Genomic DNA, 25402 nt, shown 5'->3' on the forward strand with positions numbered 1-25402 from the left:
TCTGTGGCGCAGGTGGTCATCATCGCCCCCCGCCGGGCTTGCCCAATGCACGGGCGTAGACTGAGTAGGAGGTGATGCCGTCGTTGACCAGGTCTGGGCTCGGCAGCTGGAACAAAGCTCCGTTGCCGTCCGTGCCATTGGCGTCCAACACCCGGAAGGTGCCGTCGGTCAGGTCGGCGTTCTGCAGGTTGAGCTTGGTGTTGCCCTCTAGGGTGACTAAGATGCGGTGGCCGCTGTTGCCGTCCATAGGCGCGGTCTTTCCTTTTGGCACACCAATGATGTTGAGGGTGTAGTGGGCGCCGCTAGGGGCACCGTTGCCGGTGGCCAAGGCCTTGGAAGAGGTTTTCATCGAGGCGGTCGGGGCTAGGTCCTGATCCTCCGAACAGCTCATGGCAAACAAAGCTGGAATGGCCAGCAGGCTGAACAGTGTTACTTTTTTCATCTCTGATTAGATGTTTAAGGTTTTACAATGTCACCTTCTACTTTGATGGTATTCAAAAATATTAATAGGATATTTAAATACTATAAATTAATTGTGCCGTATATAGCTCACTTAAATTGTATGCTAAACGGCTAGAAGCCAAATAGAAAGGTTGCTGTGCTGCGTCTGTCATCGTTTGAGCGCAAGGGAGGGAACAAAGAGGTAGCCTGCAGCCAATGCCTTGGAATTGGACTGGAATTCCTGTGAAAAAAATAGTATTCTACTACTCCCCAAGCCTTGTGCGGCTGTGGACATCAGCCTGCTTACGTATTGGTTTATCTCCTGATACGAGTGAAAAGGTATAGGTAGAGGTAAGCCTGCCTCTAAGCCTTATAAGGATTGGCCAATCATGATCAAGGGAGAGAAAACGAGAGGAGAGTAAAGGCAGAGTTCGGCAGAGAGTAAAACAAAGAGAGCGGATACTTTCCGTTTCAGCTAAGAACGCATCTAAAGCTACCGTCGAGTTCTAAGCGTGCATCACACCGGGCGCTGGCACTCCTTTTTCCCTGACCTGCTCACACCTCTACTCCCTTTTATAGGATATCACATCGAACTGATATTGTTCGGCTAACTGCATGATTCTGTCCATCACTGTGAGGTCATGGGCAGGCGGGTTAGACAAGTCTACAGCGGGTGTGCCTATGGTATAAAAAAACTCCTCCAGCCCTGCTGGCGTGATGGTAACGAGCAGCTTTCCTGGCTGCTCGTCTATATTCTTGAAAGTATGGGCAGTACCCTTTGGTACATAGACAAAAGAACCCGTTTGGCACAGACGCTCCTCATCACCGCATACGAAAGAGAACCTCCCCTCCAGTACATAAAAGGCTTCATCTTCCCGATGATGGACATGAATGGGTGGTCCATTCTGGGGCTGAATGGTTTCCTCAACCACAGTGTAGGCGCCGTTCGTTTGTTTTCCTGTTGCCTTGAAGGTGTACAAATCGCCCAGCACCCAGTAAGATTCACCTTCTCCTTTATGGCAAATGATTCCTTTGTTTCCGCTCATATAGTGGTATTAAAAACAGACTGAGACCAAACCTTCATTCAAAATCAAGAAAAGGAAATGCCCCTGTTCTTGCACCTTACGCCTCCCTTTACTTCGCCTATTTTCAAGCTTGCACTGCGAGAACCCATCCCGTTCTGGTTTTGGAGGTGCTCGCAGATGTCCAGTACAGTATCCACTGCTTTAACTGTCATTTGAGAGTCTTCTAGTTCTTGGCAGTGACAAAAGACATGAGCAACGCAGGACCTCTGTGTCCGTAGCCTTTAGCGCTTTCCGTGGCCATCGTTATAAAAAGAGGCGTAGAGTTTTACAATAAGCCATTCTTATACCACGTAATTGTGCGTTTTTTGTTTATGTGTCCGCCGTTTAAAAACAGCAGGTAAACTTTCACTAGACAGGAGTAAGGTGTGCCAGGTAACAGCAGGAGAACAAGGCACAGGAGGTGTTGCGTCGCTTAGGTTCGGGCGTGTTTAAATGTAGAAAGGCCAAACCACACTAACTAATTATCTTATTGTCAAATAGGACCCTTACTTTGATATGCCCCCGGTTGCTCTGTTCCCAGTTTTGTGGCTACAGGAGCTATCCTAAGTCAAAAGTGGCTGTTGCATGCTTTCCGTTGCCTGAGACGAAGAAAAGCGGTAGGCGGTTTAACTTTTGTTTGCCCATCGGGCAGTAGCAAGCAACTAAGGCTGTTGCTTTAATAATGTACTCCGCTTTGAACCCACTCTGCTCAATATAAAAGCAGTTATGGGAGCAATAGCCCTCAGCCGCTCCAATTGAGGCGTTGACTTTTGGCGCGCTGCGGAGAGAGAGGAAGATAATTCCATCTGTTACGGCGCTATCCTTCTTATTACTGCCATCAAGAACAACATCCAACCTTATTGCCTCACTTACGCTTAACTACTAGAGAAGCTTCTGGTAGCAAAACTTTGATAAATATGCTTTGTTACTTCTTGGCTTCTTACCTTAGAATAATATTTGTTCAACCTTATAAAATAATCTGATATGAACCGGCGAAAGGCACTGCACGCGACGGCATTGATCGGAGCGGCATCAGTTCTGGGTGTTCCAAAGTTGAAAGCGGCACCGATAAAGGGCAGTACGCCCCCTCTGACCACCGAGGAGATCGCTGCCATTGAGGCTGCCATGGGAAAGAAAGGCACATACAAGGAAGCAGAGGCGCTTCACACGACGTCCCTGCCCAGAAATGACCTGAAGATTAAGGTCAAGGGCGAGGCAGTGCCTGTTCCCTTTGGCTTTGGGGGGTGGGCCTCCATCAAGAAGACTGTAGACGGAAAGTCTGCCATGCTGATGAGCGACACTGTTTTGCTTCAGGAGGAGGTGAACCCTTTGATATCTGCGGCTCATGCCAACGGGCTGGAGGTGAGCGCCATCCACAATCACTTCTTTTACGAGGAGCCGCGAATTTTCTACATGCACCTGCATGGGATGGGCGCTCCGGCCGAATTGGCCAAGAAGTTTGCTGCTACCATACGCCAAAGTAAACTATCGCCGGCAAATCAGCCTAAGGCTGCTGCCACTGCCCCCTCGGCCCAGAGCGGTAATACTGCCGCTGCGTCCGCTTCTCCCCCCACCGCCAAGAAGGCCTTTGATATACCGGCCCTGGATGCCATTATAAAGCACACTGGCACGGAGAACGGGCCTACCTACAAGTACACCGTGGGACGTGAGGACCTGACTGTGATGGCGATGGGGGTCGAGCTGACACAGTCCATCGGGCTGAATTCCTGGGCCTCGTTTGCCGGCACCAAGGAAAAGGCCCACATAGCGGGTGATGTCGCCATGCTGGAACCTGAGGTAAACCCTGTCATAGCGGCCCTCCGCCGCCACAGCCTGGAAGTCGTGGCGCTGCATAACCACATGCTCGGAGATGATCCCCGGATGGTATTCCTGCATTACTACGGCCAGGGTGAAGCCTCTGCGCTGGCCCGCGGTTTTCGGGCGGCACTTGATGAGCTGGGCAAGCACGGGAAAGCTCTGAACCACTCCAAGCATTGATAACTGAAGACCCGCAGGGGGCTGGCCGCTGTGAATGACAATCGATCCTGTTGCTGCAGCAGCCAGCTCTCGTGATGAAAGGCACCCCTGTTTAATACCAAGCAGCTTCCAAGCTGCAAGGATAGTTGAATGAGCAGATGCCCGAGGTATGGTATTGTTTTTCTGCGCTCGGCAGACATGGCGTTATCTAACAGCTGCTCAAGCAGGGGAGGAGCGCAAACAGGTAGTGATATAAACTCTTGCTGAAATCCCTTCTGCAGACACATAGGAAGGGGTTGTAAGTGCAGGAACTGTAGTGTTTGAACTTCATTAAAAAGCCTATAAACGTTTGTTTAAGGGTTTTTTAATGAAGTTTAATACAAAATGGTTTGAGGGGATTACTTCCGATGCAGAAAGCACCCTTTTTATATAACTTATTTATAAACAGATAGATAGTTGTAGCCTGTGCCTGGTTAGGTACAAATGGGGACAGTAAAAGTTTGCTCTTAACTAACCTGTATCAAGTCAAAAAACAAAGCTAATAGTCTTTCTCTTTTTATTATCTAGCTCCAACAAGCCGTCAAATAGGCCTGTGTAATTCAAGTATGAGATAAAACTTTTCCTTACTTCTCCATGTAGGGCTGCCAGTTGACGATGAGTACCTTTTCGTCTGGCAGCAGGAAGTAGCCATAGTCGTAGCAAAAGTAACAGGTGTTGCCCTGGCCCTGTCGAGTGCGATATAGGTGGGTGAAGTGGCGGAAGTCGAAGCCGGAAAGCTGGAGCACCTCGCGCCTGAGTGTGGTTTTGCCCTCGGGACTGAAGCGCTGCAGCAGGAAGCGGTTGTGGCGCAGCTTGTTATTGATCTCCTTCATCAGGCGTTCGCCCGCGTCTTCGCCTCGCCTTTGATTACTGGCGGCGGCGCGACACTGATTAGAGCAGTACTTTATGCCTGCCCTTCCAACTAAAGTTTGACTGCAATTAGCGCATGTTCTCTTCCCGCTATCCATTGGCTTGTTTATTTCCGCTTATAAGTTAATTTTAAGTGTACTTGCCGCTGTAATCATGAACAGCGCTATGAATCAGGCCATTTCACACCATGAAGTCTTTCTCAACTCTCTTGAGCACGAGGGTACAAAGTTTATCCGGCTTTGGTATAAGCCAAACCCTTTTATTACAAAGATGCTGCGTGAGGCTGCCTGAATTAAGTACAGCAAGACCTATAAGTGCTTCGTTATGCGACACAGTCCGCAGGACATTGATCTCACTTATGCAAATTTTCAGGGCTTAGCTAAGGTTAACACCTGTTACCTGTACCGCCCCAAAAGACTGAAACACAGTAAGCTATAACCGGTATTGGCTGGAGGGAAGTAAGGAGAACCGCTTCAAAAACTGCCTGATATGCCGGTGGTGAAGCTGCAGCCGATGCTGGTGGAGGAAAACAAAATGGTGATAAGCGTTACATTCCGCTATAGCCAGCAGGTATGCGAGATCCTGCGGCACAGCAGGCTGACCACCTGGCAGCGGGAACAGAAGTGCTTTGCCATACCCGAGGGCGGGCATCACATACAACAGCTGGCTGAGGAGCTGGAGGGCGTGGGCTGGCTTTGGCTGAGCCGGGAGCTATGCACAAGACCGTTGACCTGAAACTAAATTACCCTCCGCTATTTCGTCTCCTAACACAAGTAGATCCTTGTAAGCAAACAACTTACAAGGATCTACTTGTTTCTGTACCTTGGACTGAGCTTAATTAGATCTTAAACAACTGTTTATGATTTTAAACTTATGAATACTGTCTTTAAATGCACAGTTAATAATTTGCTAACTAGTTTTTATTTAGAAAACGTTCTTTTCTATTATTTAGAGATCCAATTTTTAAACCCTATTCCTCATATTTAAGCTATAATCTAAAAATTTATTTCTTGTTTCTATGCATCAGTTTTGTTTCTTTTCTCATAGGGGAACAAGTATTGAGATAGTGTAAGGGGTCTAACCTTTGAAACTAAATAAAGATGCTCTTTAGTAAAATCATACGTTTTTAAAATTCAATTTTATAGCTGATGTTAGGAATGAGCAACCTGTTAAATTTTGCCTCAACCGTATTTGTTTTTAGGTTATAAAAATCTCCTGAATATTCTTTGGTACCTGTAACATTTAGTACTTGCAGCGACCATAAAGATGAGAATTTAGCCCTGTTCACCCTATATGAAAGTGTCAGCGAAAGTACCGGTAAATCTTCATGTTTTTTCTCAAAGGCCACATTTTCTTCGGTTTCGCCATATATTACCTCTTGTCGGTGCATGGAAGCATCCAAGTCAATAGGTTCTACACGATTACCTCCTAAATAATTTAACCGGATGTTGGTACTGAAAATATTATTTTTGCGAACCTGCCATTCATTCCCGGCCAAAAGGTTAAAAATATAATTTTTGTTAAATAGTGTATTTCTTGTAAGACCATCAGCCCCTGTATATTTGGAATCGAAAACAGCTGCTGTTAACATATAATAGTAGCCTTCGCTCAGGTATTTTTCCAGCGTAAGATCAATACCAATATTTCTTCCCCTGCCTTTGCTTACAAGCGCTTTATTGAAAAAAATGTTATTTCTATTATTCAACGTTGAGATATACCCACTTGAAGCTACCGGCACATGATGTAGGTGCTGATAATAGGGCTCGATGCTCAGGTGCAGGTCATCGGTAATTTTTGCTTGATATGAAAACACATGATGCGATGATTTGGCTAAGTCAAGCCCGGTGTTGGGTGTTCCTCCATTCACAGTTGCATAATACACAGATAATTGTTCCATTCTGCTGTGCATGCCATATGCATAACCAAGGCTCTGTTTATCATTGAGGAGGTACTTTATTCCTGCCCGAGGCTCAATAGAAAGGGCTTTGTTTAGCATGAGGTATTGCGCATTAATTCCTGCATTGAGTTCCAGGCGTGGTGTTAAATTGATTTTCGATTGCGAAAATATTTGCATAAACCCAGTATTTCCTGTTTGATTGGTGACTTGAATAGGGCTTGTACCATTTGCAGGTGACTGCTCCACGTCCAGGGCAAAAAAATTGTGGGTATATCGAATCCCTGTTTTATTCGTGTGTTTATCGTTAAAACTGGTGCTAACTTCACTTTGAAAAGTAACACTACTGGTATTGTTTACTGCTTTCGATTGCGGATGTGCTTTCAAGGTGTAGTCCAGTCGCTCTTCAGAAAAATTCAATCCGCTACCGGTAAGAGACAAGCTGGTTTTCAGGAATGCATCGCCAGGCAAGAGGATTCCATGGGACAGTGCCGTGGCATACATGTACATGGCCGTTTTTGAATTGTCCCGCTGGAAATCCGATTCCCAGTTAGTACTGTCTTCCGCATAATTATCCACACCATCGATAGTGCCAATCCCCCAAAGGGTAAACTTTCCGTACTTCTTTGTAGGGAAAGTAGATTTGAAAGTTATATCCTGATATTTTAAAATACCCGCATCTTTAGGCAGGATTGGGGCGAGTACTGCCATTGTTGAATTCCGGTAATTTACAATGTAAGTGGCAGCTGTGTTTTTGTGAAGTGGTCCCTGGGCCAATGCTTCAATGCCTAATACACCGGCTTTAAATGAGTATTGGCGTTTGTAGCGATTCCCCTCGCGCAAATTTATATCAAACACGCCTGAAAAAGCATTGCCATATTCGGCAGGAAATGCTCCCGTATAAAAATCGCTATTGCTCATCACCTGGCTGCTGATGGCCGACAACAGGCCCCCTCCGGCAACGGAAAGGTTGGCAAAGTGGTTGGGGCTTGGCACCTCTACACCTTCAATCCGCCATAAGAGCCCGTCAGGATTATTGCCGCGAACTGAAATACCATTGTTACTAAAGGACGGATTAGCCACACCTGCAAAAGATGTTGCCAATCGTGCCGGGTCGTCCATCCCCCCTGCATACCGCTGTGTTTCTTCTACAGTAAACTGACGGCTGCTTAAAGTTGCCATGCTGTTCAAAGGAGTGGACTTACTTACGCGGACCACTACTTCATCAAGTTCTTTATTGCTTGGTTGTAGCCCTACATTCAAAGATAGAACCGAACCTGAACTTACCAGAAACTCTTTGATCTCATAGGTGTCGTACCCAATCATTGAGGTTGAAATGGTGTGACGTCCAACTTTTACATCTTCCAGGACAAAATGACCATTTACATCTGATGTCGTTACGGTAGGCGGATCAGTACTTTTTAAAACAATGGTGGCAAATGGCAAGGGCTCTTGGCTTATCTCATCATACACTTTTCCAGTGATATTTCGCTTGATGTCCTGAGCTAGCAATTTCGTTGTAGCTCCCAGCGAAAGCATGCTAAAAACAAAAAAAGCAACACAAACCCGAATATTTATAAGTCTAGGAAAAGCACTGTTTTTTTGCCTAAACACTTTTGGCTCTTTAGCAAAAAAGAAATCTTTATCATTAATGACTATATAGCAGGTATAAAGTACAAGGAGACAGGTTTGAGTGACTTTGCTCATTGGGTGCGTGTCAAATATTTCATTGAAAAATCTGGCAGCTATATGAAATACAATAGGAAGGATAATATTGCTGTTGGTCTTATAATAGATCCAGTTCATGATCATTATAAAAGGGAAAAGGCTCACCCAGAAATTAAGAGAATATATCCATCCCTCTTCAGCCAGATTACTGTTGTAGTAATCATTGATGTATAAATATGGGATGTGCCATATCCCCCAAAATAGCGCAAACAATAGGGAGGTTGTAAAAAGATTGTACCGTCTACGGAGGGAATCTGTACCGTATGTATGCCAGGCCAGTTCTTCCAGGATTGGTGCTATAATAAACATAAACCAAACCGGGAAAACTCCCGAGCTAAAAGAAAAAGACCCTGCCAGCTGAAACTGCCCGATACTATAGCCAAATAAGAGTGAAACGGCCTGCGCCAACAAAATGCTGAGCGGCATTAGGAGAAAGGCCAGTATAATATGAGAATACGACGCACCCTTAAAATTAAAAAAGCGGCCTTTTATATCCCGAACTGCTTCTTTATCGCCTCTTGTGAGAAAAAGAGTAGTAAGCGCGGGTGATAATAAACCCATAAAAGCAATAATACTAATCCAGTAGGTGGATACTGTACCGGCAGGCAGCACCCAACTGGTGTAGCTTGCTATAATCCAAAAAACCCATGAAATAAGAGTTGATAGTCCAAAGAATAGACCGGTTCGCCTATAACTGTTGATGTTCATGATTTCTGTTTTAAATTGTTTAGGATGCAAATATTTCACAGAAATCAATGCACTTCGCCCTTGCGTGAAGGACGAAGCCTTTTAGGAGTGTAGTCCTATAGGATAGGATGTGTTAGTGGTTGATTATCAGTAAATAGCAGATGTGTGTTGGGCAACAGATTTTTATCCGTTAACTATTCAGTTTAGCCAGGTATTGGGAAGGGGTTTCTGATTTAAGCTTCTTAAAAACGGAATTAAAGGCAGATTTTGAGTTGAAACCAGCGTCAAAGGCATGGGCAAGAAGGCTGAAGTTAGTATTGGACTGCGCTCTTCGTATAAACTCTTCCACCCGATAGCTATTAATAAAGTCATAAAAATTAACCTGCTCGTATTGATTGATTAATTGTGACATATTATTTGGCGACATCTCCAGGCGGAGCGAAAGTTCACTTAAAGTAAGCTTCGGGTTCAGATAAGGCTTTTCATTCTCCATTACCCACAGCAGTTCCTGATGCTTGAGCACGGCAGTATCTTCTTTTAGCCCTGATTTTTTATACCCACTTTCAGCATCCACCAGTACTTCTACACTTTTAGGAGCATTAGAAAACAAATCTTGCTGGCGGATGCCTGAGTACCCAATATAAACCACAAACCCAACAATGATGGAATAAAACAAAATGTCAGCATTAAATGGAAAAGCAAACCCAAAGCCTTCACGAAGAATAGAAACAAATGCTACGGTAACAAAGACAAAGCCTGTTGCTAAAATAGAATACTGGAGCCAGCTGAGGCTAATGCGCTTTTCATATGAAAAATTATCCAGCACCAGATTCTTCCGCTTAAGCAGTTTACTGTAAGAGGTAACAGCGTATGTTAAGCCGGAAACAATAAAGCCAATAAGCAAAATAGTCGAAAAAACACTATAATCTTCAACAAGCCCTTTGTCCACCGCTGCCTTTTCTTCGGCTGAATAGGAAAAATAAAACGGCATCATATACAAATAAGATAGGGCTGCGGGCGCAAAATGCAGGTAATCGAGTGGTTTTAAATGGTTGCCGTTCCGGATGGAATAAACAAGATATAGGTATAAAAATGGGCCATGCAGGAAGGGCAGTGGAGTTGTAATACCAATCAGATGGGGATAGTGTTCCCAATAGCCCTTGTAATACAAAAAGTATCCCGTCAGATGAATACCGATAGTAAATAACCAAATTGATAAGATATTGTCGGAAAGTGCTTTATTCTTTTTGGAGAACAAAAGGATACTTAGAAAAAAAGATAATACAATCCCAATATTAAGAATGGTTGTCATTGCTACTTATGGATATAATAGTAGGTCTCTATTGGCTCCTGCTTTAATAATTTAGTCACTAAGTTATAGTGCAATTAAAACCATTTTATCATTGAAGCAAATGTATCAAACGAAACAAAGTGAAAAAAACATGACAACATCATAAACCCGCAGGAAAGCAAGCCTTTGTTCCATTCCATTTTGTTTCACCTGACCGTTGTGTACTGTACGCCTGCAGTGCCTTCCCAAGAAAATAGAGACACCATGTAATAAAGTGTAGCAGTAGGGCTTGCTCACGCTAGGACATTCTGCTACACCAGTACGAAATCCATGATAATAACTAGCGCTAAGCTCTAAGTAATGTTCAATCTCACCTCATAGGGAGTCCCTCTCTTTAAGGCGGTCACCGCCTGGTGTAGCAACTTATTTCTTACGGCATTCAGGATGCTCATATTGCTCTTGCCTTCACTGACCTTGCGCTCGAAGTAGGTCTCATCTCCCTGTTGTTGCGGGTACTGCTCAGTGCCGCCATGCACAGCACCTGCTTTGATTCTTTGTTGGCAAACCAGGACACGCCCGTCCTACCCATTACCCTTCGTGCCGCTTCGGTACTCGAAGGGTGCCACCCGCAGTAGCAGGCCAGCTTGCGCCCGTCCTCCATTCGGGCAAAGCCTTGGGTGTAAACCAAGAGCGAGATGGCCAGCACCTTGCCCCCCTCTTATTGTTAATATTCTGGTGAAGCATTCTCCCATTGCTGCACTTTAGTAGGCACACATCAAGGCTGTCTTTCGAAACATCCACACCCAGAATGAAGGCAGGGGCTTGTGGTTGCATAGTCTATTTCATATCTTTTGACTGGATTATGCAAGCGGCGGGTCGAAAACTTATACTGAGCCCTTCAAGTCCCGAAAATCTATATGTCCCTTGCCTGCGGGTTTAACTTAATAGCAGCCAGACTGAATCGTCTCTTAGACCCTGTCCGCTTTGCTAGCGGGTAGTATGAAGGTAAAAATAGGAGCAATACTGCTCTGCCTGCTAAAAGTATACTATGCGTATTGGAAAAATATCATTGACCTAATTTAAAAGATGGTAGTACTATAAAATAGTAAACATGAATCCTAAAACAGATTGGTTCTTCGACAAAGAAACAAAGTGGCAACAAGAATATGGAAAGCTGAGAAAGCTTGTTCTTGATTGCGGATTGATAGAAGAGTTAAAATGGGGCGTTCCTTGTTATACTTTTCAAGAGAGTAACATAGTTTTAATTCACGGGTTTAAGGACTATTGTGCTCTCTTATTTCATAAAGGCTCTTTATTGAATGATACCAATGGTATTCTAATCCAACAGACTGAAAATGTGCAGGCGGCACGACAAATTCGTTTTACAAATGTTAAGGAAATTGAGGAATTAGGACCCATCATCAAAGCTTACATTTATGAAGCCATTAAAGTAGAAGAACTAGGTTTGAAAGTAGATTTTAAAAAGGCCAAAGAATTCAATGTTCCTGAAGAATTTCAAAATAAATTAAAGGAAAGACCTGATTTGAAGGCTGCTTTTGAGAATTTGACACCTGGGCGACAAAAAGGATACCTGCTGTATTTTTCACAAGCCAAACAATCCAAGACCCTTGAATCAAGAATAGAGAGGTGTATTCCGAAAATCCTTGAGGGAAAGGGCCTGAATGACAGGTAAATGAACAAAAGTTAAAAGTACTACCGCTAAGAATGTATTCAGCTTTTGGCAGGTAAACCAGTAAATCAAAGGTGTTTGACGCTTGGTTAAGTCTGTTTTGTGCAAACTGGAAGGGAGGGCTTCGAAATATGCCACAAGCCTCATGCGAGTCCATTAGCGAAGGCTAATAAAGACCAATGAAAACCAAGGTGATTTGTCAATAACAAAAGAAACTGAGTTAGTAGGGATGCAAAGGGTAAGCGAAACTGTTTCACATGCCCTAAACAAAATGATGCAATACGCTCAACCCGGAATGAGTACAAAGGAACTGGATGAGTATGGCGCATAGATTCTTTCCGAATTTGGCGCACAGTCAGCACCCCATCTTACTTATGGCTTCCCGGGCTGGACTTGTATAAGTGTTGATGAAGAGTTTTGCCACGGCGTTCCGTCAAATAAGCAGATATTGAGAGAAGGTGATTTAATGAATGTTGATGTTTCTGCCGAGCTTGACGGTTTTTGGGCCGACAATGGAAGTTCTTTTGTTATTGGTAATGATATTCACCATCATCAAAAATTGGTTGACGCATCAAAAGAAGTATTACCATAAGCCATCAGTAATATCAAAGGAGGTGTGAGAATATCAGAAATTGGTTATTTGACAGAAACAGAAGCCAAGAAGAGGGGGTACAGGGTCATCAAGAATCTTGGCGGTCACGGAGTAGGCAGAAGACTTCACAAACAACCTGATGAACTGCTCAACTTCAGGAACAGGTTTGACCAAAGAAGATTCAAGAAAAACTCAGTAGTCGCTATCGAAACGTTTATTTCAACCACATCAACTTATACTAAAGAACTAAGCGATGGATGGACACTGGTTGGAAATAAAGGAGGATAGATATATGGCTCAATATGAACATAGGATTGTAGTAACCGACGGTGAGCCGCCTGTATTGACAGAAAGTAACAGAATTTTTGAATAAGCACAAAATTGAGGAAGTAGGCTTGGACCGCTGACATCATGTAAAAGGCATCTTCGGCCGACTGCCTCCGCCGCCGCTTACACGCGAACGCTGGCAGTACTATACTCCAGTTGAGATTTTGAAACACCGATTTTACCAGAAGTCTATAAAAGAGCAGAACCGTGTTCAGATCATTATCGGTCTTGGCGCATTAGCTTTCAACCTGTGCATGTTGCTTCTCTCAGTTTCAACCGGGATTTACATGCTGTGCATACTTTCAGTCAGTATCACACTATCAGTTATTGCTCCTTTTTTGACACTCCCTCGCTCAAAGAAAATAATAAGCTTACCTACTACTCTCCGCTTTTCCTGGCAGATAAGGAGAAAAACGGAGTTATCACCATCCAGGGAGGCACCTTGTTTAATTACCTCTATGTGCTTGATATGCAGCGCGAACAGCAGAGAACAAGCTACATCATCCAAAGTTATCTGGAGGGGATACTTGCGCTAATCGAAGAGTGTGGGGCCTTAGATACTTGCTCCAGCAAAGTGAAAGCAACCAGTTATATCCTGAACAAGAGAACGGCTGAGAGGTTAGGATTTACTGAGGTTAAGACAGAATTTAGTAATTAAGTAGTATAGGTTAAACAATAAACTCTCAGTGACCTCTATTCGTGCTAAACCTTATTTATTAAGCATACTTATAAAAGTCTTGCAATAAAGAAGGATAAAACAAATGAGGTGTTTTTTAAGGATACACAAAGGTTTAAGCTTCCGAATAACATAAGTGCAGAAGAAACAGTAGTTGAAATGAATAATACAGACTTAAAAGAGTTAGAAAGAGTGTTTAGTGGGTCCAGTAATATGGCCAAGGTAATGCGGGAGTTTGATTGGAATAGCCCCTGTTTAGGCCCTGTTGAGGATTGGTCTGCTTCACTTAAAACGTCCCTTAGTATTATTTTGACTGCTGCTTATCCGATGGCACTCTTATGGGGAGAAGAAATGATCACATTTTATAATGATGGTTACATACCCGTATTAGGTGCAAAACATCCTAAATCATTAGGCAAGCCCGCTAAAGTAAACTGGTCAGATATATGGGATGTAGTAGGGGCTCCGCTTGAAAATGTAATTCAAAAGGGAGAAACGGCTTTTGAAGAAAAGAACCTGCTTTACATGGAGCGGAAAGAGTTTAAGGAAGAGACTTATTATACTTACTCCTATAGTCCGGTATTTGAAAGCAATGGCACAGTTGGTGGAGTTCTCTGTGTCTGCTTTGAGGAAACATCGCAGGTTCTGAATGAACGTAGACTTAAAACTATAAGTAAAATATCCAGCATTCGTACAGATACCTCAATAAGCGTAGCCCGAAATGAGGTAATGGGAGTGCTTGCTGAAAATACAAACGATCTACCATTCGCTATACTTTATGATGTAGATAATGGCAACCCTACTCTTTATGACTATACAAAACCTGCCTTCACGGAAAATTTAGAAGATCTGCCAGATTTACAGAGCCTTACGCAGCTGCTTACAAAGGGGGATCATGCATCAGGTATAAGAACTGTAACCATTCCTGCAGCACTTAAAAACGTCTTAAAAGCACCTTGTAATGGGAAGTTGCCTGATCAGGCAGCTATTGTGCCTGTTAAAGAAATAAGTGAGAACATCACCAGGGGATACCTTGTGATGGGCATCAGTGCAGTCCTGTCTTTTGATGAGGCTTATTCTAAATTTCTGAACCTGCTGTCATCACAAATAAATACCCTCGTAACAACTGTAAGATCATTTGAGCAGGAACGTCTTCTATCAGAAAAGCTAATAGAGCTCGACAAGGCAAAAACGAACTTCTTCCACAACGTTAGTCATGAGTTCCGTACGCCCTTAACACTTATTCTGGGGCCGCTTGAGTTGCTTCTGAGTAAATCTGAAAGTCTTTCAAATGAAGATCGGGAAAGTCTGCAGCTTATGCAGCGCAATGCAATGAGACTGCTGAAACAGGTAAATAATCTGCTCAACTTTTCTTACGTTGAGTCTGGCCGTTATAATGTTAGCTATGTGCCTGCAGATCTTTCTAAGTTAACGCGAGAACTTGGCAGCACTTTTAACACATTGATGGAGCAGGTTGGTATAAGTTACACGATAAAGGTTGATGCCGTTACGAAGCCTGTTTTTGTTGATACAACGATGTGGGAAATGATCGTGCTGAACCTGTTGTCGAATGCCTACAAATTTACGGCTGCTGGTACTGTTGAATTAGCTTTAAAAGATAAAGAAAAGGCGATTGAGCTACATGTGAAAGACACAGGTATAGGCATAGCTCAACAGGAAATTCCTAGGATATTTGAAAAGTTTCATCGGGTAGAACAACAGGGCGGGCGCTCGATTGAAGGATCTGGCATTGGTCTGGCCTTGGTGGCTGAGCTGGTAAAACTGCATGGTGGCAGCATTGATGTAGTAAGTGAAGCAGGTCGAGGAAGTGAGTTCATAGTTCGTATACCTAAAGGTTCCACTCATCTTCCGGAAGACAAAATACAGGTTGATGCGAGCATCAGAAGTGAGATTTCGATAGAAAAGGTCCAGTCTCAACTGGAGGCAGAAGCTTGGTTAGACAACAGGTTGGAACTTTTCCATGCCGAAGAAGAAACAGCGTCAGAGATAAGCTTACAGCATCAGGATCGCCCGCTTGTGCTGCTGGTTGATGACAATGCAGATATGCTGGATTATGTTAAAAGGATTTTGAAGCAAGACTATGCATTGCTTACAGCCAGTAACGGCCAGAAAGCGCTTGAAATCTTAGAGCACCAAAGGCCTGATCTTATACTTTCTGATGTTATGATGCCTGTAATGGATGGTGTCGAACTGCTTAAAATGCTCAGAACTGTACCTGCCTATATCACAATACCTGTTATACTGTTATCAGCAAGAGCTGGAGAAGAAGATAAAATGTATGGCTTAGGCACAGGAGCAGATGATTATTTGATAAAGCCTTTTAGTGCAAAGGAGCTGCTTACGCGGGTTAAAGCCAATATTAGAAATTCCAGGCTACGCAATGAACTGAAAGAAAGAGAGCACCTGCTGCTTAAAGAATCGGAGGAACGGAAAGAGCTGCTTGAATCTATACTTAGCAGTATAAGCGATGGATTTTATCACGTATCCCATGATCTGGAATTTATCTATGTGAACAACCGTGCTCTCGAATTATCGAATAGAACGAAAGATGGTCATATCGGTAAAAAAATACTGGATGTTTATCCTTACCTGAAGGATACTGCCCTGTATCAAACGGTGCTTCATGTTAGGGAGACTTTGCAACCGGCAGGCATCGTATACTATGATACTGAATTAAATAAGTGGTTTGATGCCAGGCTTTACCCGTCGGAAAAAGGTATCACAGGCTATTTTGCTGATGTAACAGATAAGAAAGTAGATGAGCAGGCCCGTTTAGAGACAGAAAAGCGGTTTATTGAAATGGCCAATGCGGCACCTGTTCTGATTTGGATGTCTGGCACTGATATGCTCTGCGACTTCTTTAATGACAAATGGCTCGAGTTTAGGGGACGTACGCAGGAAGAAGAGTATGGCTATGGCTGGGCCGAAGGCGTACATCCAGATGATCTGGACGCCTGTATCAAGACCTATACAAATGCCTTTAAAGCGGGGGAGGAGTTCAGCATGGAATACCGCCTGCTAAACAAGCATGGGCAGTATCGCTGGTTGTTGGATAATGGCGTTCCAAGAGTTACCGATGAAGGAGAAATGCTTGGTTACATTGGTGCCTGCACTGATATTACGGAGCTAAAATGGGCCGAAGAGTTAATGAGTAAGTATAACGTTGCGTTGGAAGAACGGGTGGTAGAACGCACTGCCGAACTGCGGAAAGTTAACGAGCAGTTGCATTTGCTTACGTCACATTTGCAGGACCTGCGTGAAAACGAACGCAAGCTGATAGCAAGTGAAATACATGATGAACTTGGACAGGCTCTCACTGCGCTTAAGATCGAAATATCCCTGCTATACGACCGTATGAATGGAAGCAGAAGCAAATTAAAGGGTGAAATGGTAGAGAGCCTTGGCAGCATGGAGAAGGCGCTGGATGCTTCCTTATTAGCTTTACGCAAAATTATTTCTCACCTGAGGCCTTCCCTTTCCGATGACCTGGAGCTGGTTTACGAGATACAGCGGCTTGTTGCCGACTTGGGTAAACGCATAGGTACACAAATAGTGGTGAAGTCTAATGTAGAACATGTTGAGTTACCACCGACCATAGCCATAGAAGTTTACCGGGTGGTACAGGAGTCTGTAACAAACATTATGAAACATGCACAGGCTGCAACTGCTTTTATTGAAATCATAAAAGAAGATGATAAATTTAAATTTAGGATTGTAGATGATGGTGTTGGCTTCGATGACCAGGTATTGTTAGGTAAACAGTCTTTTGGGTTACTTGGTATCAAGGAGCGTGCGCAGCGTATAGGGGCAGACTTAATACTGGACTCCTGCAGGGGAAGGGGAACCACAGTGGAGTTAACACTTGATGCAGCTCTTAATTAAAAGATTAAAGCATGATTAATATACTTATTGCTGACGATTATGTCCTGATACGGGAAGGGTTGAAAAAAGTAATAATGCGCGACCCGGACATGCAGGTGATAGCAGAAGCTACAAACGGAGCTGAGGTGCTACGACTACTTCAGAAGCACGAAGTTGATGTTGTTGTGCTTGATATAACAATGCCTGTCAGAGATGGTATTGATGTGCTAAAGGACATAAGTAAATATTATCCCAACATATCAGTGCTTATTCTTACGATGCACTCTGAAAAGAAATATGCTGTGCGTGCACTTATGGCCGGCGCTGCCGGATACATGACGAAGGAAAGCGCTGCCCGTGAACTGATAAATGCTATACGTAAGGTATATGAAGGAGGAAAGTATGTTTCTCCTGAACTAGCCGAACATCTAGTGGAAACCTTAAGAGCTGGAGGTAAGCAGGTACAGCAACACAGTCTGCTCTCTGATAAAGAGTTCCAGATAATGTGTAAACTGGCAACAGGTGATAGTGTTAAAAGTATAGCAGCATCCCTTCATATTACCACTAGCACGGTGCATACTTACAAAAACAGGGTCTATAAGAAGATGGGACTCAGTACAATCCCAGAACTGACCAAGTATTGTCTTAACAATAATCTATTAGATTAACCATAATTGTTTCTTCGTGCTCTTGTGTTACAAAGTATAGCCATTCACCTCTTTTGATACTTTGTTTATTGTAAGTCTTATGTAGCTAAAGTTATATGTTGTCATATAAAGTGCTACAGTTTTTTGTAGCATATGCTACATTATTTGCCCATTGGTTTGATAGCTGTAACCCTTCGGAGAAGCGTACTTTGTATAGTAAATCAAGTATGTAAAGCACGCAGTTTTATTTCGTGTACAACGAGTAAAAGCGGTAAAGTATTATTCTACTAGCGACTAGCCTGCACACACTTTGCACAACAGCGATCCGAAATAATTACAATAAATGGTTGAAGGGACAAAAAGGATCATAACAGATCTTGTGCTGGTCGTTTCTGGCACAGGGCATTATCAGGAGTTTGAGACAGGTTCGATTTCTGATCTTTATATGCAACATGATAGCCTGCCGCATTTAAGCCTTATTCTTCCAGAGAGTATTGTTGCTGAGCTATTAGATGCCGTCAGAGCTGCGACTGAGAAAGGTGCTATACATATGGTGCGTTACTCGTTAGGCCTTGGATCGAACGAAGAGTACTTTGAGGCCAAAGCTATACCCTTAAATGCTAGCTATGTTCTCCTGCTGATACAAAATGTCACAACGCATGAAATGAATAAAAAGGCACTGTATCAGCGAAACGCCCTGTTGCAGGTTGTAATAGATACGGTTCCTCCGGAGATCACTGCTTTTGATAACCAGGGGAATATCATGATCATCAACAGAGCTGCTCTGAAAAATGGAATTGCTGAGGGCATAGATCTTGAAAATGAAACTCTTAACCTTAAACCTGACGGCAAAACAGCATATGCCGAAGATGAGCTGCCACTGGTAAGAGCCTTCAAAGGAGAGGTGGTTCATGACCAATTAGTTATTAAAAAAAGGGAAAACTATTACCCCAGAACATATTTGGTTAATGCTGTGCCACTTAAAGATGATGCAGGGCATAGCAATGGCGTTTTGCTGGCAGAGCGGGACGTTACTGATATTCAAAATGTACAGCACCAGCTAAAATCTAAAATCAAGGACTTCGATATGTTCATGTACAGAGCATCGCATGACCTGAAGTCGCCGCTTTCTGCCATGCAGGGTGTAATAGACTTTGCTATAGATAAAACCACTGATAAAGAGTTCTTAGACTACCTGCGGCTGATAAAGAAATCTCATGCGATGCTTTCAACAACTGTTAACGATCTAATCGGTCTCACACGCATTTCGCAGAAGGAAATAGTACTGAACAAAATCATCTTGAAAGAATTTGTAAGTGATATAGTAGATATACTGCGGCAAGTGCCTCAGGCAAAGAGCCTGAATATAAAGGCCCTGGTGCAGGACGGTGCTGAATTAACTGCTGATGAAGGATTGCTTAGAGCTGTTTTACAAAATCTTATTTGTAATGCCATCATACACCACCGCCCTGAAGGTGAGGACCGCTTTGTGCTGGTAACAGTTATCAGTCAACCCAAAAGTGTATTTATAGAAGTAATTGATAATGGGCTAGGGATGCCTAAGCCTGTTCAGGAAAAAGTTTACGATATTTTTTACAGGGCAAATCTCAGTGTGGCAGGTTCTGGTCTTGGCCTTTTTATAGTTAAACAGGCCATAGAAAAGATGGGAGCCTCCATCAAACTTTTAAGTGAGGTAGGTGTAGGTACAACATTTAGTATTACGATTCCAAGATAATTTTACATGAAATATTTAAATAAAGTGTTGATCATAGATGATGATGAAGTAAATAATGTCTTCTGTAAGATTGTGATCGAACATTTAGGTATAACAGAAAACGTAGACTATTTTATGAGCGGACCTGAGGCACTTGATTACCTGTCATCGTGCTTCAGCAATGGAGAGGCTGTTCCAGATCTGATTTTTCTGGATATCAATATGCCTTTGATGAATGGTTTTGATTTTCTGAATGCCTATCATGAAATGGGCCTTCAAAAGCGCCTTCCGACTAAAATATCCATGTTATCATCATCAGATATAGAAGCTGACATAAAAGCTTCTTTGAAATACGAGTGTGTTATAGACTATGTAACTAAACCACTCTCGGAATCAGCGCTGCACAGAATTCTGTCTAAGTTAAATTAATTAAATTTAGATGAAAAAGTGTGGTGCTCGAGGCAAAATCAAAAAGCTCTTCAGAATTAACTGAAGCGCCTTTTAGTAGCCCGTAGGGGTGAAAATTACCTACACTGATTGGAGAGTATCTGCAGACGGAAAGTACGTAAACAGGACCCGGTTCTGTCCCTTTTTAAGAGCAATGCATAAGTACTCATGGGTTATGGTGCCTACTCTCCGAAAATGACGCTGTCTCCTAAAGAGACATACCAGAGAAAGAGTGGGAAAAGGGATCGTCAACTTGCGCTATGATTTTTCCTGTGATTCAGCCCATGCCGATATTAAGTGAAGTTACACCACTTGACGATTCTACTTTCGGGACTATAAGTTAAGCAGCGAAATCTGGAAGTTCAGGGCTCTTTATCATGGGCTCCAGTACAAGCTCTTGTCTTCTGGGACAAAACAGAAACACTTGTGCTCGCCACCCATGGTTTCGTCAAGAAAACCAGCAAAGTAGATAAAAAGGAAATTGGTAAGGCCGAGCGTATTCAGGAAATCTATTTTAAAGAGACATAAACATGTAAAGATATTCCTTGAGCGAAGCCGAAGACAGGCTTATAGGAGTGAAAGGAACGCCGGAGCGTGATAAATACGAGTTCGAACTTAAGCTAGAACTGATTGGAGACATGATTCGGGCAGCAAGAAAAGAAAGAAACCTTACGCAGGAGCAACTTGGGCAGCTTATGGGTGTGAAAAAGGCTCAAATATCTCGCCTTGAAAATAATGCTACTAACGTGACGATAGACACCATTCTAAAAGTCTTTAATGCTCTGGAGGCAAAGGTTAACTTTAAAGTAGAATTGCTCAATAGACAAGTGAAAGTTGCCTAAAAGAACTACAGTGGGTAACCCTGCACAGCCCTAACCCTTGCTCCGCTACGGGCTACGGTTGCACCAACACGATAGGGTGTATTCCCCCATATTAGCTATTGACTTCTTCCGCTAACGTTGCTGCGTATTTCTATTGTATCCCTTGCACGACCGGATTTCAATTGACGCTCTAAAGCGCGTGGGGCATTCTGGTTGGAATGCAGAGCCCTTCTACAACTCTAGAAGAGCTCTGCAGAGATCATGCAAAGAAGGAGGCGGATATTGAGCACCGATACGCTGCAAAAAAGCGTCCTTTCCGCAGCGTATCGGTGCTCGTCCACGACATGAAAGCTATCAAACAGAGAGCCCCTTCCGGCGGGACTGCCGTTTTTCTGCCTCCTCTTTCAGAGTGTTCTCAGCCTTATTAACCTGCTGCTGTTTTTCCGGCTCCTGCTTTTGCTCTTGCCGCTGTATCGTCTCCCGCATCACCTGGCGGCGCTGCTCACTGTAGACGTTGAGGGTTTTGAACTGGGGGTTTGCCTCAATAAATCGCTTCACTTCAGACCCTTCCTCCATCGCTGTGACCAGGTACTGGTTGCCTTTCCTTAGGGAGTAGAGCAGCAGCTCCTTTTGCTGCGGGTCCTGCAGATCCTTGATATGAAAACGCTGCAGGGCCTTCTCCAGGTCGTAGCCGTAGTTGTCGTGGTACTGCTTGACTTTGTAATTGCCAGAAGGTTCCCGCGTCTTCAGATCCAGCTGTACCCAGGCTTTATAGAGCTGCTCCTCCGCCTTGAGCAGTTCCTTGTACACGGAGCGCCCTTGCAGGAGGTTGTAGGCCTCTTTGGTGGTGATGCTGCCGTTGCGGTTGATGTAGAAGGTATGGCTTCTTTCCTGCTCCAGGTCAGGGGACCGCAGGGTTGCTTCATACTTGTTGAAAAAATACCTGTCGGTCTGGTCTGAGCGCCGAAAGTGCAGGGTGTGGTCCACCGTGCTGTTGTGGTAGGAGAGCTGCAGGTGGAGCTGAAACTGAGGGGCCTGCAGCTTGAGCTGCTGCTCCAGGTCGCTGTGAAGTTTCTCACCAAAGCCGGTGTACTTGAGCTCTTCTTTCAGGTAATCGAGGTTTTTGGTGTTCATGGATGTATCAGGTTAGCATTTAAGGAATAGTTTAAAGTCACATCAGTTATTCAAACAGCAGGGGGCAAGCCTGGGCCAGGTGTCTGTCACGAGACCGCAGGGTCAGGTGCCTGACCCCGTAGCGCTCGAGGAGCTCGATGACTCGCTCTCTCCCCGGTCCAAGGGGAAGCGCTCCAGGGCAAATAGCAAAACCTTCGCTTCCCCCGGTGCCACCACGGCGTCCCGCGTGCCCCAGGCATAGCAGGGATGCAGCTGGACTTCCTGCGTGGCTGTACGCCTGGCCTGCTGCCTGTCGCGTGTGGCAAAGCGCACCGCCTCCAGTTCAAAAGGCAGGGTGGAGGCATTACGGAGCACCAGCCGGTAGAAGAGGGTGTTTCCTTTTGTATAGAGACCTTCCAGCGCCACCTTGATGCCGCCGCTCTTGTCTTGAATGCCGCGGTAAAACCGCACTTCATGAATGAGTTGGCGGGTGATGCTTTCCAACTGGCCCGCATGCAACCGATTTTCCGGCAGCAGTACGGAAGCTGTGACCGCAGGAAGCGTCTCGAGGGTGAGCAGGGGCTCAGACTGAGCGGAGGCATAGCGTGCGGGGAAGCTGTAGAGCTTGCCATCTGTGGTGATCACTGTCAGGTTCGTGCCGGGGAAGTTCTCCCGCGCTCCCTTGACCTGGAGCACGTTGGCTGTCTGCTCGGGAACCTGTGCCTGGACATCGCCACTCCCCCTGTCCACACTCAGAATGGGGTAGGGGAAGATGAGGCTGGTGGTCTGGCGGGTGCTCAGCTCCAGCAGGGGCAGTGCAGTAGGTTGGGCATAGGCCTGAAACTGTAGCAGGAGCAGGCACAGGAAGATAAGAAAGCTGATTTTTTTTCATGGTATGGTCTGTTTGTAGGTGGAAAAAAGACGTGTAGGGTGATTAGCGGTTTTGCAGGAGCAGGCAGTGACCGGCCTTCACCGTCACTTTCACCTGCCGTGTCTGGCGGTTGAGCATGTCCCTGCGGCGGTGAGGGGAAAGGAGAGCTTGGAGGGGCTGTGTTCGAGCAGGTAACGCTGCACCGCCTGCCTTTCCTCAGAAGTAGGCATGTGGCGCTCGTCTAGCAGGTGCAGGAGCGAGAGGAACTCTTTTTTGCCCATGCGTGCCTCGACGGCACTCTCCAGCAGGGCACCTACCGCTTCCAGGATGGCCGCGGCCTCCGAAGGGAAGGGCTGTTCTGGCCGGGCAGGTGCTACCTGCAGGTCGTTAGCCGCAGAGAGGGGAGGTGCCGCCTCCGGTAAGGCGGCACCCAGGATGGACTCCTGCGAGGGGGATGGCCGATGGGCCGGCAGGCCTGCCCGAACAAAGAGGCGCCCGAGTTGGCGCTTGATGTCGTGTCTGTAAAAGAGCAGCAGTGTGGCCAGGTAGTAGAGTGCCAGGGCCGCGCCGGTAGCCTGGAAGAAGTGGGACCAGGAAATGTTGTCAAGCATGGCTTTTTAGGTTTTAGCCCAACGCCCCGTGCGGCGGGCTTGGTGAGACAAAAGTGGACAGCGCCGCAGCCCCTTCTTCACAAGGCCTCCCTGACTTGGGAAATTTTTTTAGAAAATAAATGCCAAACCCTCCTTCCATATAACCACCACTACCAAGGGGTGGGTAAGAGGGAAAGTCCACCGGACCTTTTCCATATATGCACGCCCTTTGCCGCGGGTGGTGGCCTCAGGCCCCGTCCAGCGTATCCATGCGGTGCAGCAGGCGCTCGCGCATCAGGTCCAGGAACTTGGTGCGGCTGTCTTTCTTGCGCTGGCGCACCTCCTGGAAGGTGCGGTAGACATTGCCCAGCTTCACACCGAAGAACTTCTCCAGTTGCTCGGTGATCTGGCACAGGTCTGCCGTGCCGTTGTTGATTTGGCCTGACTCATAGAGGCCGTAGGCCAACTCAATGAGGTACACCTTCGAGCCGGTCCAGGTCATAGCTGGCTCGCTTTGCGGGACGTTCAGGTCAAGCTGCCCCTGCTCCAGCCGTTGCAGGGCCTGGATCAGGTATTCTCCCAGGCGGCGGTTGGCTTCCAGGCGGGCCACAATGTAATCGTAGTGGGTGCTGAAGCGGGTGTCGGTATCCACGGCGGAGGTGCAGTACTGGTAGGGCAGGTCTGTTTTGCCCCGCACAAAAAGGCGGCTGTCCAGGTAGGAGGCCCCGGAGAGCAGGTACTGGTAGAGCTGCACATGGTGGTCGTAGAAGATGCGGATGAGCAGCAACTCGTTCTCATAATGCCGGCGCAGGTCCTGCAGGCTGCCCAGGGGTTTCTTCAGCTCGATCAGGGCCAGGCGGGCATGGAAGATGAGCAGACTGGTGAACTTGGGCTTGACTTCCTTGAAGAACAGGATCTCCTCGGCCTCCTCGGCGAAGGTATGGGCGATCACCTGCCGCTTGAGTACATCGATGGCCTTACGGATGTGCTGCAGGAGACGCTCCTGGCGCAGGGCCGGAGAGGGGAAACGAAGCACCTCTGTTTCCCGGAGCTGCTGCGTGAGCTCGGCATAGAGTTGGTTGGCTTGCTGTATCATATAATTTTACTGTGTTGGTGTAGCATGGACAGGTGGCTCCAGCCGCAAATACGCAGGCACTGGCAAACCCGGGATCCTGCCGCCAGGCTGCCCGGAGCCGTTTAAAAAGAGGTAAGGAAGCCGCGCCGGGATGTTGGCATATTTTGATGAACCAAGCCAGTAGAGAGGGTGTAGTAGATCATAAGTTATTGGTATGCAATAATTTATGGTTATTAGTAAAGGTTAAGGATGTGATGAACCTTGGGTAAGGATGGAGGCGATGAGGTGCTGTACCTCCTGCTTTACCTGCCGGTACTGCCGCTGCACGGTTTCCGGATCCACCTGCCGGATACCGGGGATGGGGCGGTAGGCCTTTTCCTCACGGACATGGGCCTGGTGGTCGTTTAGGATAGAGGCGTGAAAAGCCTTGAGGCTGATGGGGCACGATGTCTCATCGGCCACGGTGCCGACAAACTCGTCCGAGGAAAGGGAGGAGCTCACCTAACTCGAGATTTTAGTTGACAATAGTCCTAGAAGGGGGAAAGTCTTATTAGCTTCTTTTGCTTTTTGAGTAAAGGTCCAATTCTGGAGTGTTACAGCCGTAGCCTCCCGAAAGTAGCTTTATGAAAGAAAGTATCTTTATGATAGTCTTGATGCAAGGTATGCCTCATGGAAAAATATGATGCAAGCAGACTATAGCAAGACTAACCTGCCTTATAAGCAAATTAAATGGGGAAGTGACTAAGCCCCATAAGTCAGGTCAGCGGCCTTTGGCCTAAACGATATAATTTAAACTGAGCTAAAGCAAGTGGCCTCCCGTCCAGGTGGCAGTGTGGTGACAAAACATAGTAGAACGTCAGGAGGTGTAGGACCTATCTAATTTCTCGATCTTAACAGATAAGCTCGATTTACTTTGCTACAACTTCAGTCACAGCTCTTTTTGCAAAAGGCATCTTATCCCTCCTG

Annotated in this window: 22 protein-coding genes and 1 pseudogene; 11 read left to right on the forward strand and 12 right to left on the reverse strand. The window is 45.4% G+C overall.

Features of this window, described 5'->3' with window-relative positions; translation table 11 throughout:
- Positions 1-19 precede the first annotated feature (19 nt).
- The 3 genes from PKOR_RS15695 to PKOR_RS15705 form a co-directional block, all read right to left on the reverse strand.
- Complete coding sequence (locus PKOR_RS15695; RefSeq protein WP_046311979.1) at positions 20-442, reverse strand: hypothetical protein; 423 nt, start codon at positions 440-442, stop codon at positions 20-22.
- A 562-nt stretch (positions 443-1004) separates the two neighbouring features.
- On the reverse strand, positions 1005-1487 hold the full coding sequence (locus PKOR_RS15700; protein WP_046311981.1) for a quercetin 2,3-dioxygenase: 483 nt from the start codon (positions 1485-1487) through the stop codon (positions 1005-1007).
- 576 nt (positions 1488-2063) lie between these two features.
- On the reverse strand, positions 2064-2360 hold the full coding sequence (locus PKOR_RS15705) for a hypothetical protein (protein WP_046311983.1): 297 nt from the start codon (positions 2358-2360) through the stop codon (positions 2064-2066).
- Positions 2361-2489: 129 nt separating this feature from the next.
- On the opposite strand from PKOR_RS15705, the gene PKOR_RS15710 reads away from it, so the two are divergent.
- The gene (locus tag PKOR_RS15710; RefSeq protein ID WP_046311984.1) at positions 2490-3503 is read left to right on the forward strand and encodes a DUF1259 domain-containing protein; all 1014 of its coding nucleotides are present in this window, start codon (positions 2490-2492) and stop codon (positions 3501-3503) included.
- 602 nt (positions 3504-4105) lie between these two features.
- Here the strand turns inward: PKOR_RS15710 and PKOR_RS24495 are convergent.
- On the reverse strand, positions 4106-4354 hold the full coding sequence (locus PKOR_RS24495) for a hypothetical protein (protein ID WP_052738894.1): 249 nt from the start codon (positions 4352-4354) through the stop codon (positions 4106-4108).
- Between the two features lie 526 nt (positions 4355-4880).
- On the opposite strand from PKOR_RS24495, the gene PKOR_RS15720 reads away from it, so the two are divergent.
- Entirely contained in the window at positions 4881-5126 is a 246-nt protein-coding gene (locus tag PKOR_RS15720; protein ID WP_046311988.1) for a hypothetical protein, read from the forward strand.
- Positions 5127-5517: 391 nt separating this feature from the next.
- On the opposite strand, the gene PKOR_RS15725 is transcribed toward PKOR_RS15720, so the two are convergent.
- From PKOR_RS15725 to PKOR_RS26110, 3 genes are all read right to left on the reverse strand, one after another.
- Positions 5518-8721 carry a carboxypeptidase-like regulatory domain-containing protein gene (locus PKOR_RS15725; RefSeq protein WP_052738895.1) on the reverse strand — a complete coding sequence of 1068 codons (3204 nt, stop codon included), beginning with the start codon at positions 8719-8721 and terminating at the stop codon, positions 5518-5520.
- Positions 8722-8890: 169 nt separating this feature from the next.
- Complete coding sequence (locus tag PKOR_RS15730; protein WP_046311990.1) at positions 8891-10012, reverse strand: helix-turn-helix domain-containing protein; 1122 nt, start codon at positions 10010-10012, stop codon at positions 8891-8893.
- Between the two features lie 427 nt (positions 10013-10439).
- Positions 10440-10697 (reverse strand): transposase, encoded by a 258-nt coding sequence (locus PKOR_RS26110; RefSeq protein WP_071843159.1) that lies wholly within the window; start codon positions 10695-10697, stop codon positions 10440-10442.
- A gap of 405 nt (positions 10698-11102) precedes the next feature.
- Between PKOR_RS26110 and PKOR_RS15740 the strand changes: the two genes are divergently transcribed.
- The 9 genes and pseudogenes from PKOR_RS15740 to PKOR_RS15780 all read left to right on the forward strand — a co-directional run bounded on the left by PKOR_RS15740 (position 11103) and on the right by PKOR_RS15780 (position 20808).
- Entirely contained in the window at positions 11103-11684 is a 582-nt protein-coding gene (locus PKOR_RS15740) for a YdeI/OmpD-associated family protein (RefSeq protein ID WP_148561711.1), read from the forward strand.
- Between the two features lie 193 nt (positions 11685-11877).
- Positions 11878-12646, forward strand: a pseudogene (gene map, locus PKOR_RS15745) (type I methionyl aminopeptidase).
- A gap of 246 nt (positions 12647-12892) precedes the next feature.
- Positions 12893-13258, forward strand: coding sequence for a hypothetical protein (locus PKOR_RS15750; protein WP_148561712.1), 366 nt, complete (start codon positions 12893-12895; stop codon positions 13256-13258).
- A 177-nt stretch (positions 13259-13435) separates the two neighbouring features.
- Entirely contained in the window at positions 13436-17179 is a 3744-nt protein-coding gene (locus PKOR_RS15755) for an ATP-binding protein (protein ID WP_148561713.1), read from the forward strand.
- A gap of 11 nt (positions 17180-17190) precedes the next feature.
- Complete coding sequence (locus PKOR_RS15760; RefSeq protein ID WP_046311995.1) at positions 17191-17826, forward strand: response regulator transcription factor; 636 nt, start codon at positions 17191-17193, stop codon at positions 17824-17826.
- Between the two features lie 322 nt (positions 17827-18148).
- Positions 18149-19540 carry a sensor histidine kinase gene (locus tag PKOR_RS15765; protein ID WP_046311997.1) on the forward strand — a complete coding sequence of 464 codons (1392 nt, stop codon included), beginning with the start codon at positions 18149-18151 and terminating at the stop codon, positions 19538-19540.
- 6 nt (positions 19541-19546) lie between these two features.
- Positions 19547-19948: a response regulator gene (locus PKOR_RS15770; RefSeq protein ID WP_046311998.1), complete on the forward strand. Its 402-nt coding sequence runs from the start codon at positions 19547-19549 to the stop codon at positions 19946-19948.
- A gap of 444 nt (positions 19949-20392) precedes the next feature.
- Entirely contained in the window at positions 20393-20494 is a 102-nt protein-coding gene (locus PKOR_RS26115) for a type II toxin-antitoxin system RelE/ParE family toxin (RefSeq protein ID WP_235336596.1), read from the forward strand.
- Between the two features lie 17 nt (positions 20495-20511).
- Positions 20512-20808 carry a helix-turn-helix domain-containing protein gene (locus tag PKOR_RS15780; RefSeq protein ID WP_046312000.1) on the forward strand — a complete coding sequence of 99 codons (297 nt, stop codon included), beginning with the start codon at positions 20512-20514 and terminating at the stop codon, positions 20806-20808.
- A gap of 333 nt (positions 20809-21141) precedes the next feature.
- Here PKOR_RS15780 and PKOR_RS15785 read toward each other — a convergent pair whose 3' ends face one another.
- The 5 genes from PKOR_RS15785 to PKOR_RS24805 all read right to left on the reverse strand — a co-directional run bounded on the left by PKOR_RS15785 (position 21142) and on the right by PKOR_RS24805 (position 24937).
- A complete protein-coding gene (locus PKOR_RS15785; RefSeq protein WP_046312002.1) occupies positions 21142-21921 on the reverse strand; it encodes a hypothetical protein in 780 nt (259 codons plus the stop codon).
- Positions 21922-22023: 102 nt separating this feature from the next.
- The gene (locus PKOR_RS26120) at positions 22024-22650 is read right to left on the reverse strand and encodes a DUF4138 domain-containing protein (protein WP_071843160.1); all 627 of its coding nucleotides are present in this window, start codon (positions 22648-22650) and stop codon (positions 22024-22026) included.
- A gap of 231 nt (positions 22651-22881) precedes the next feature.
- On the reverse strand, positions 22882-23382 hold the full coding sequence (locus PKOR_RS15800; protein ID WP_046312007.1) for a hypothetical protein: 501 nt from the start codon (positions 23380-23382) through the stop codon (positions 22882-22884).
- Positions 23383-23608: 226 nt separating this feature from the next.
- Positions 23609-24457: an RteC domain-containing protein gene (locus PKOR_RS15805; protein WP_046312009.1), complete on the reverse strand. Its 849-nt coding sequence runs from the start codon at positions 24455-24457 to the stop codon at positions 23609-23611.
- Positions 24458-24679: 222 nt separating this feature from the next.
- Entirely contained in the window at positions 24680-24937 is a 258-nt protein-coding gene (locus tag PKOR_RS24805) for a hypothetical protein (protein WP_148561714.1), read from the reverse strand.
- Positions 24938-25402: the final 465 nt, after the last annotated feature.

Source organism: Pontibacter korlensis, from assembly GCF_000973725.1.
GTDB lineage: Bacteria > Bacteroidota > Bacteroidia > Cytophagales > Hymenobacteraceae > Pontibacter > Pontibacter korlensis.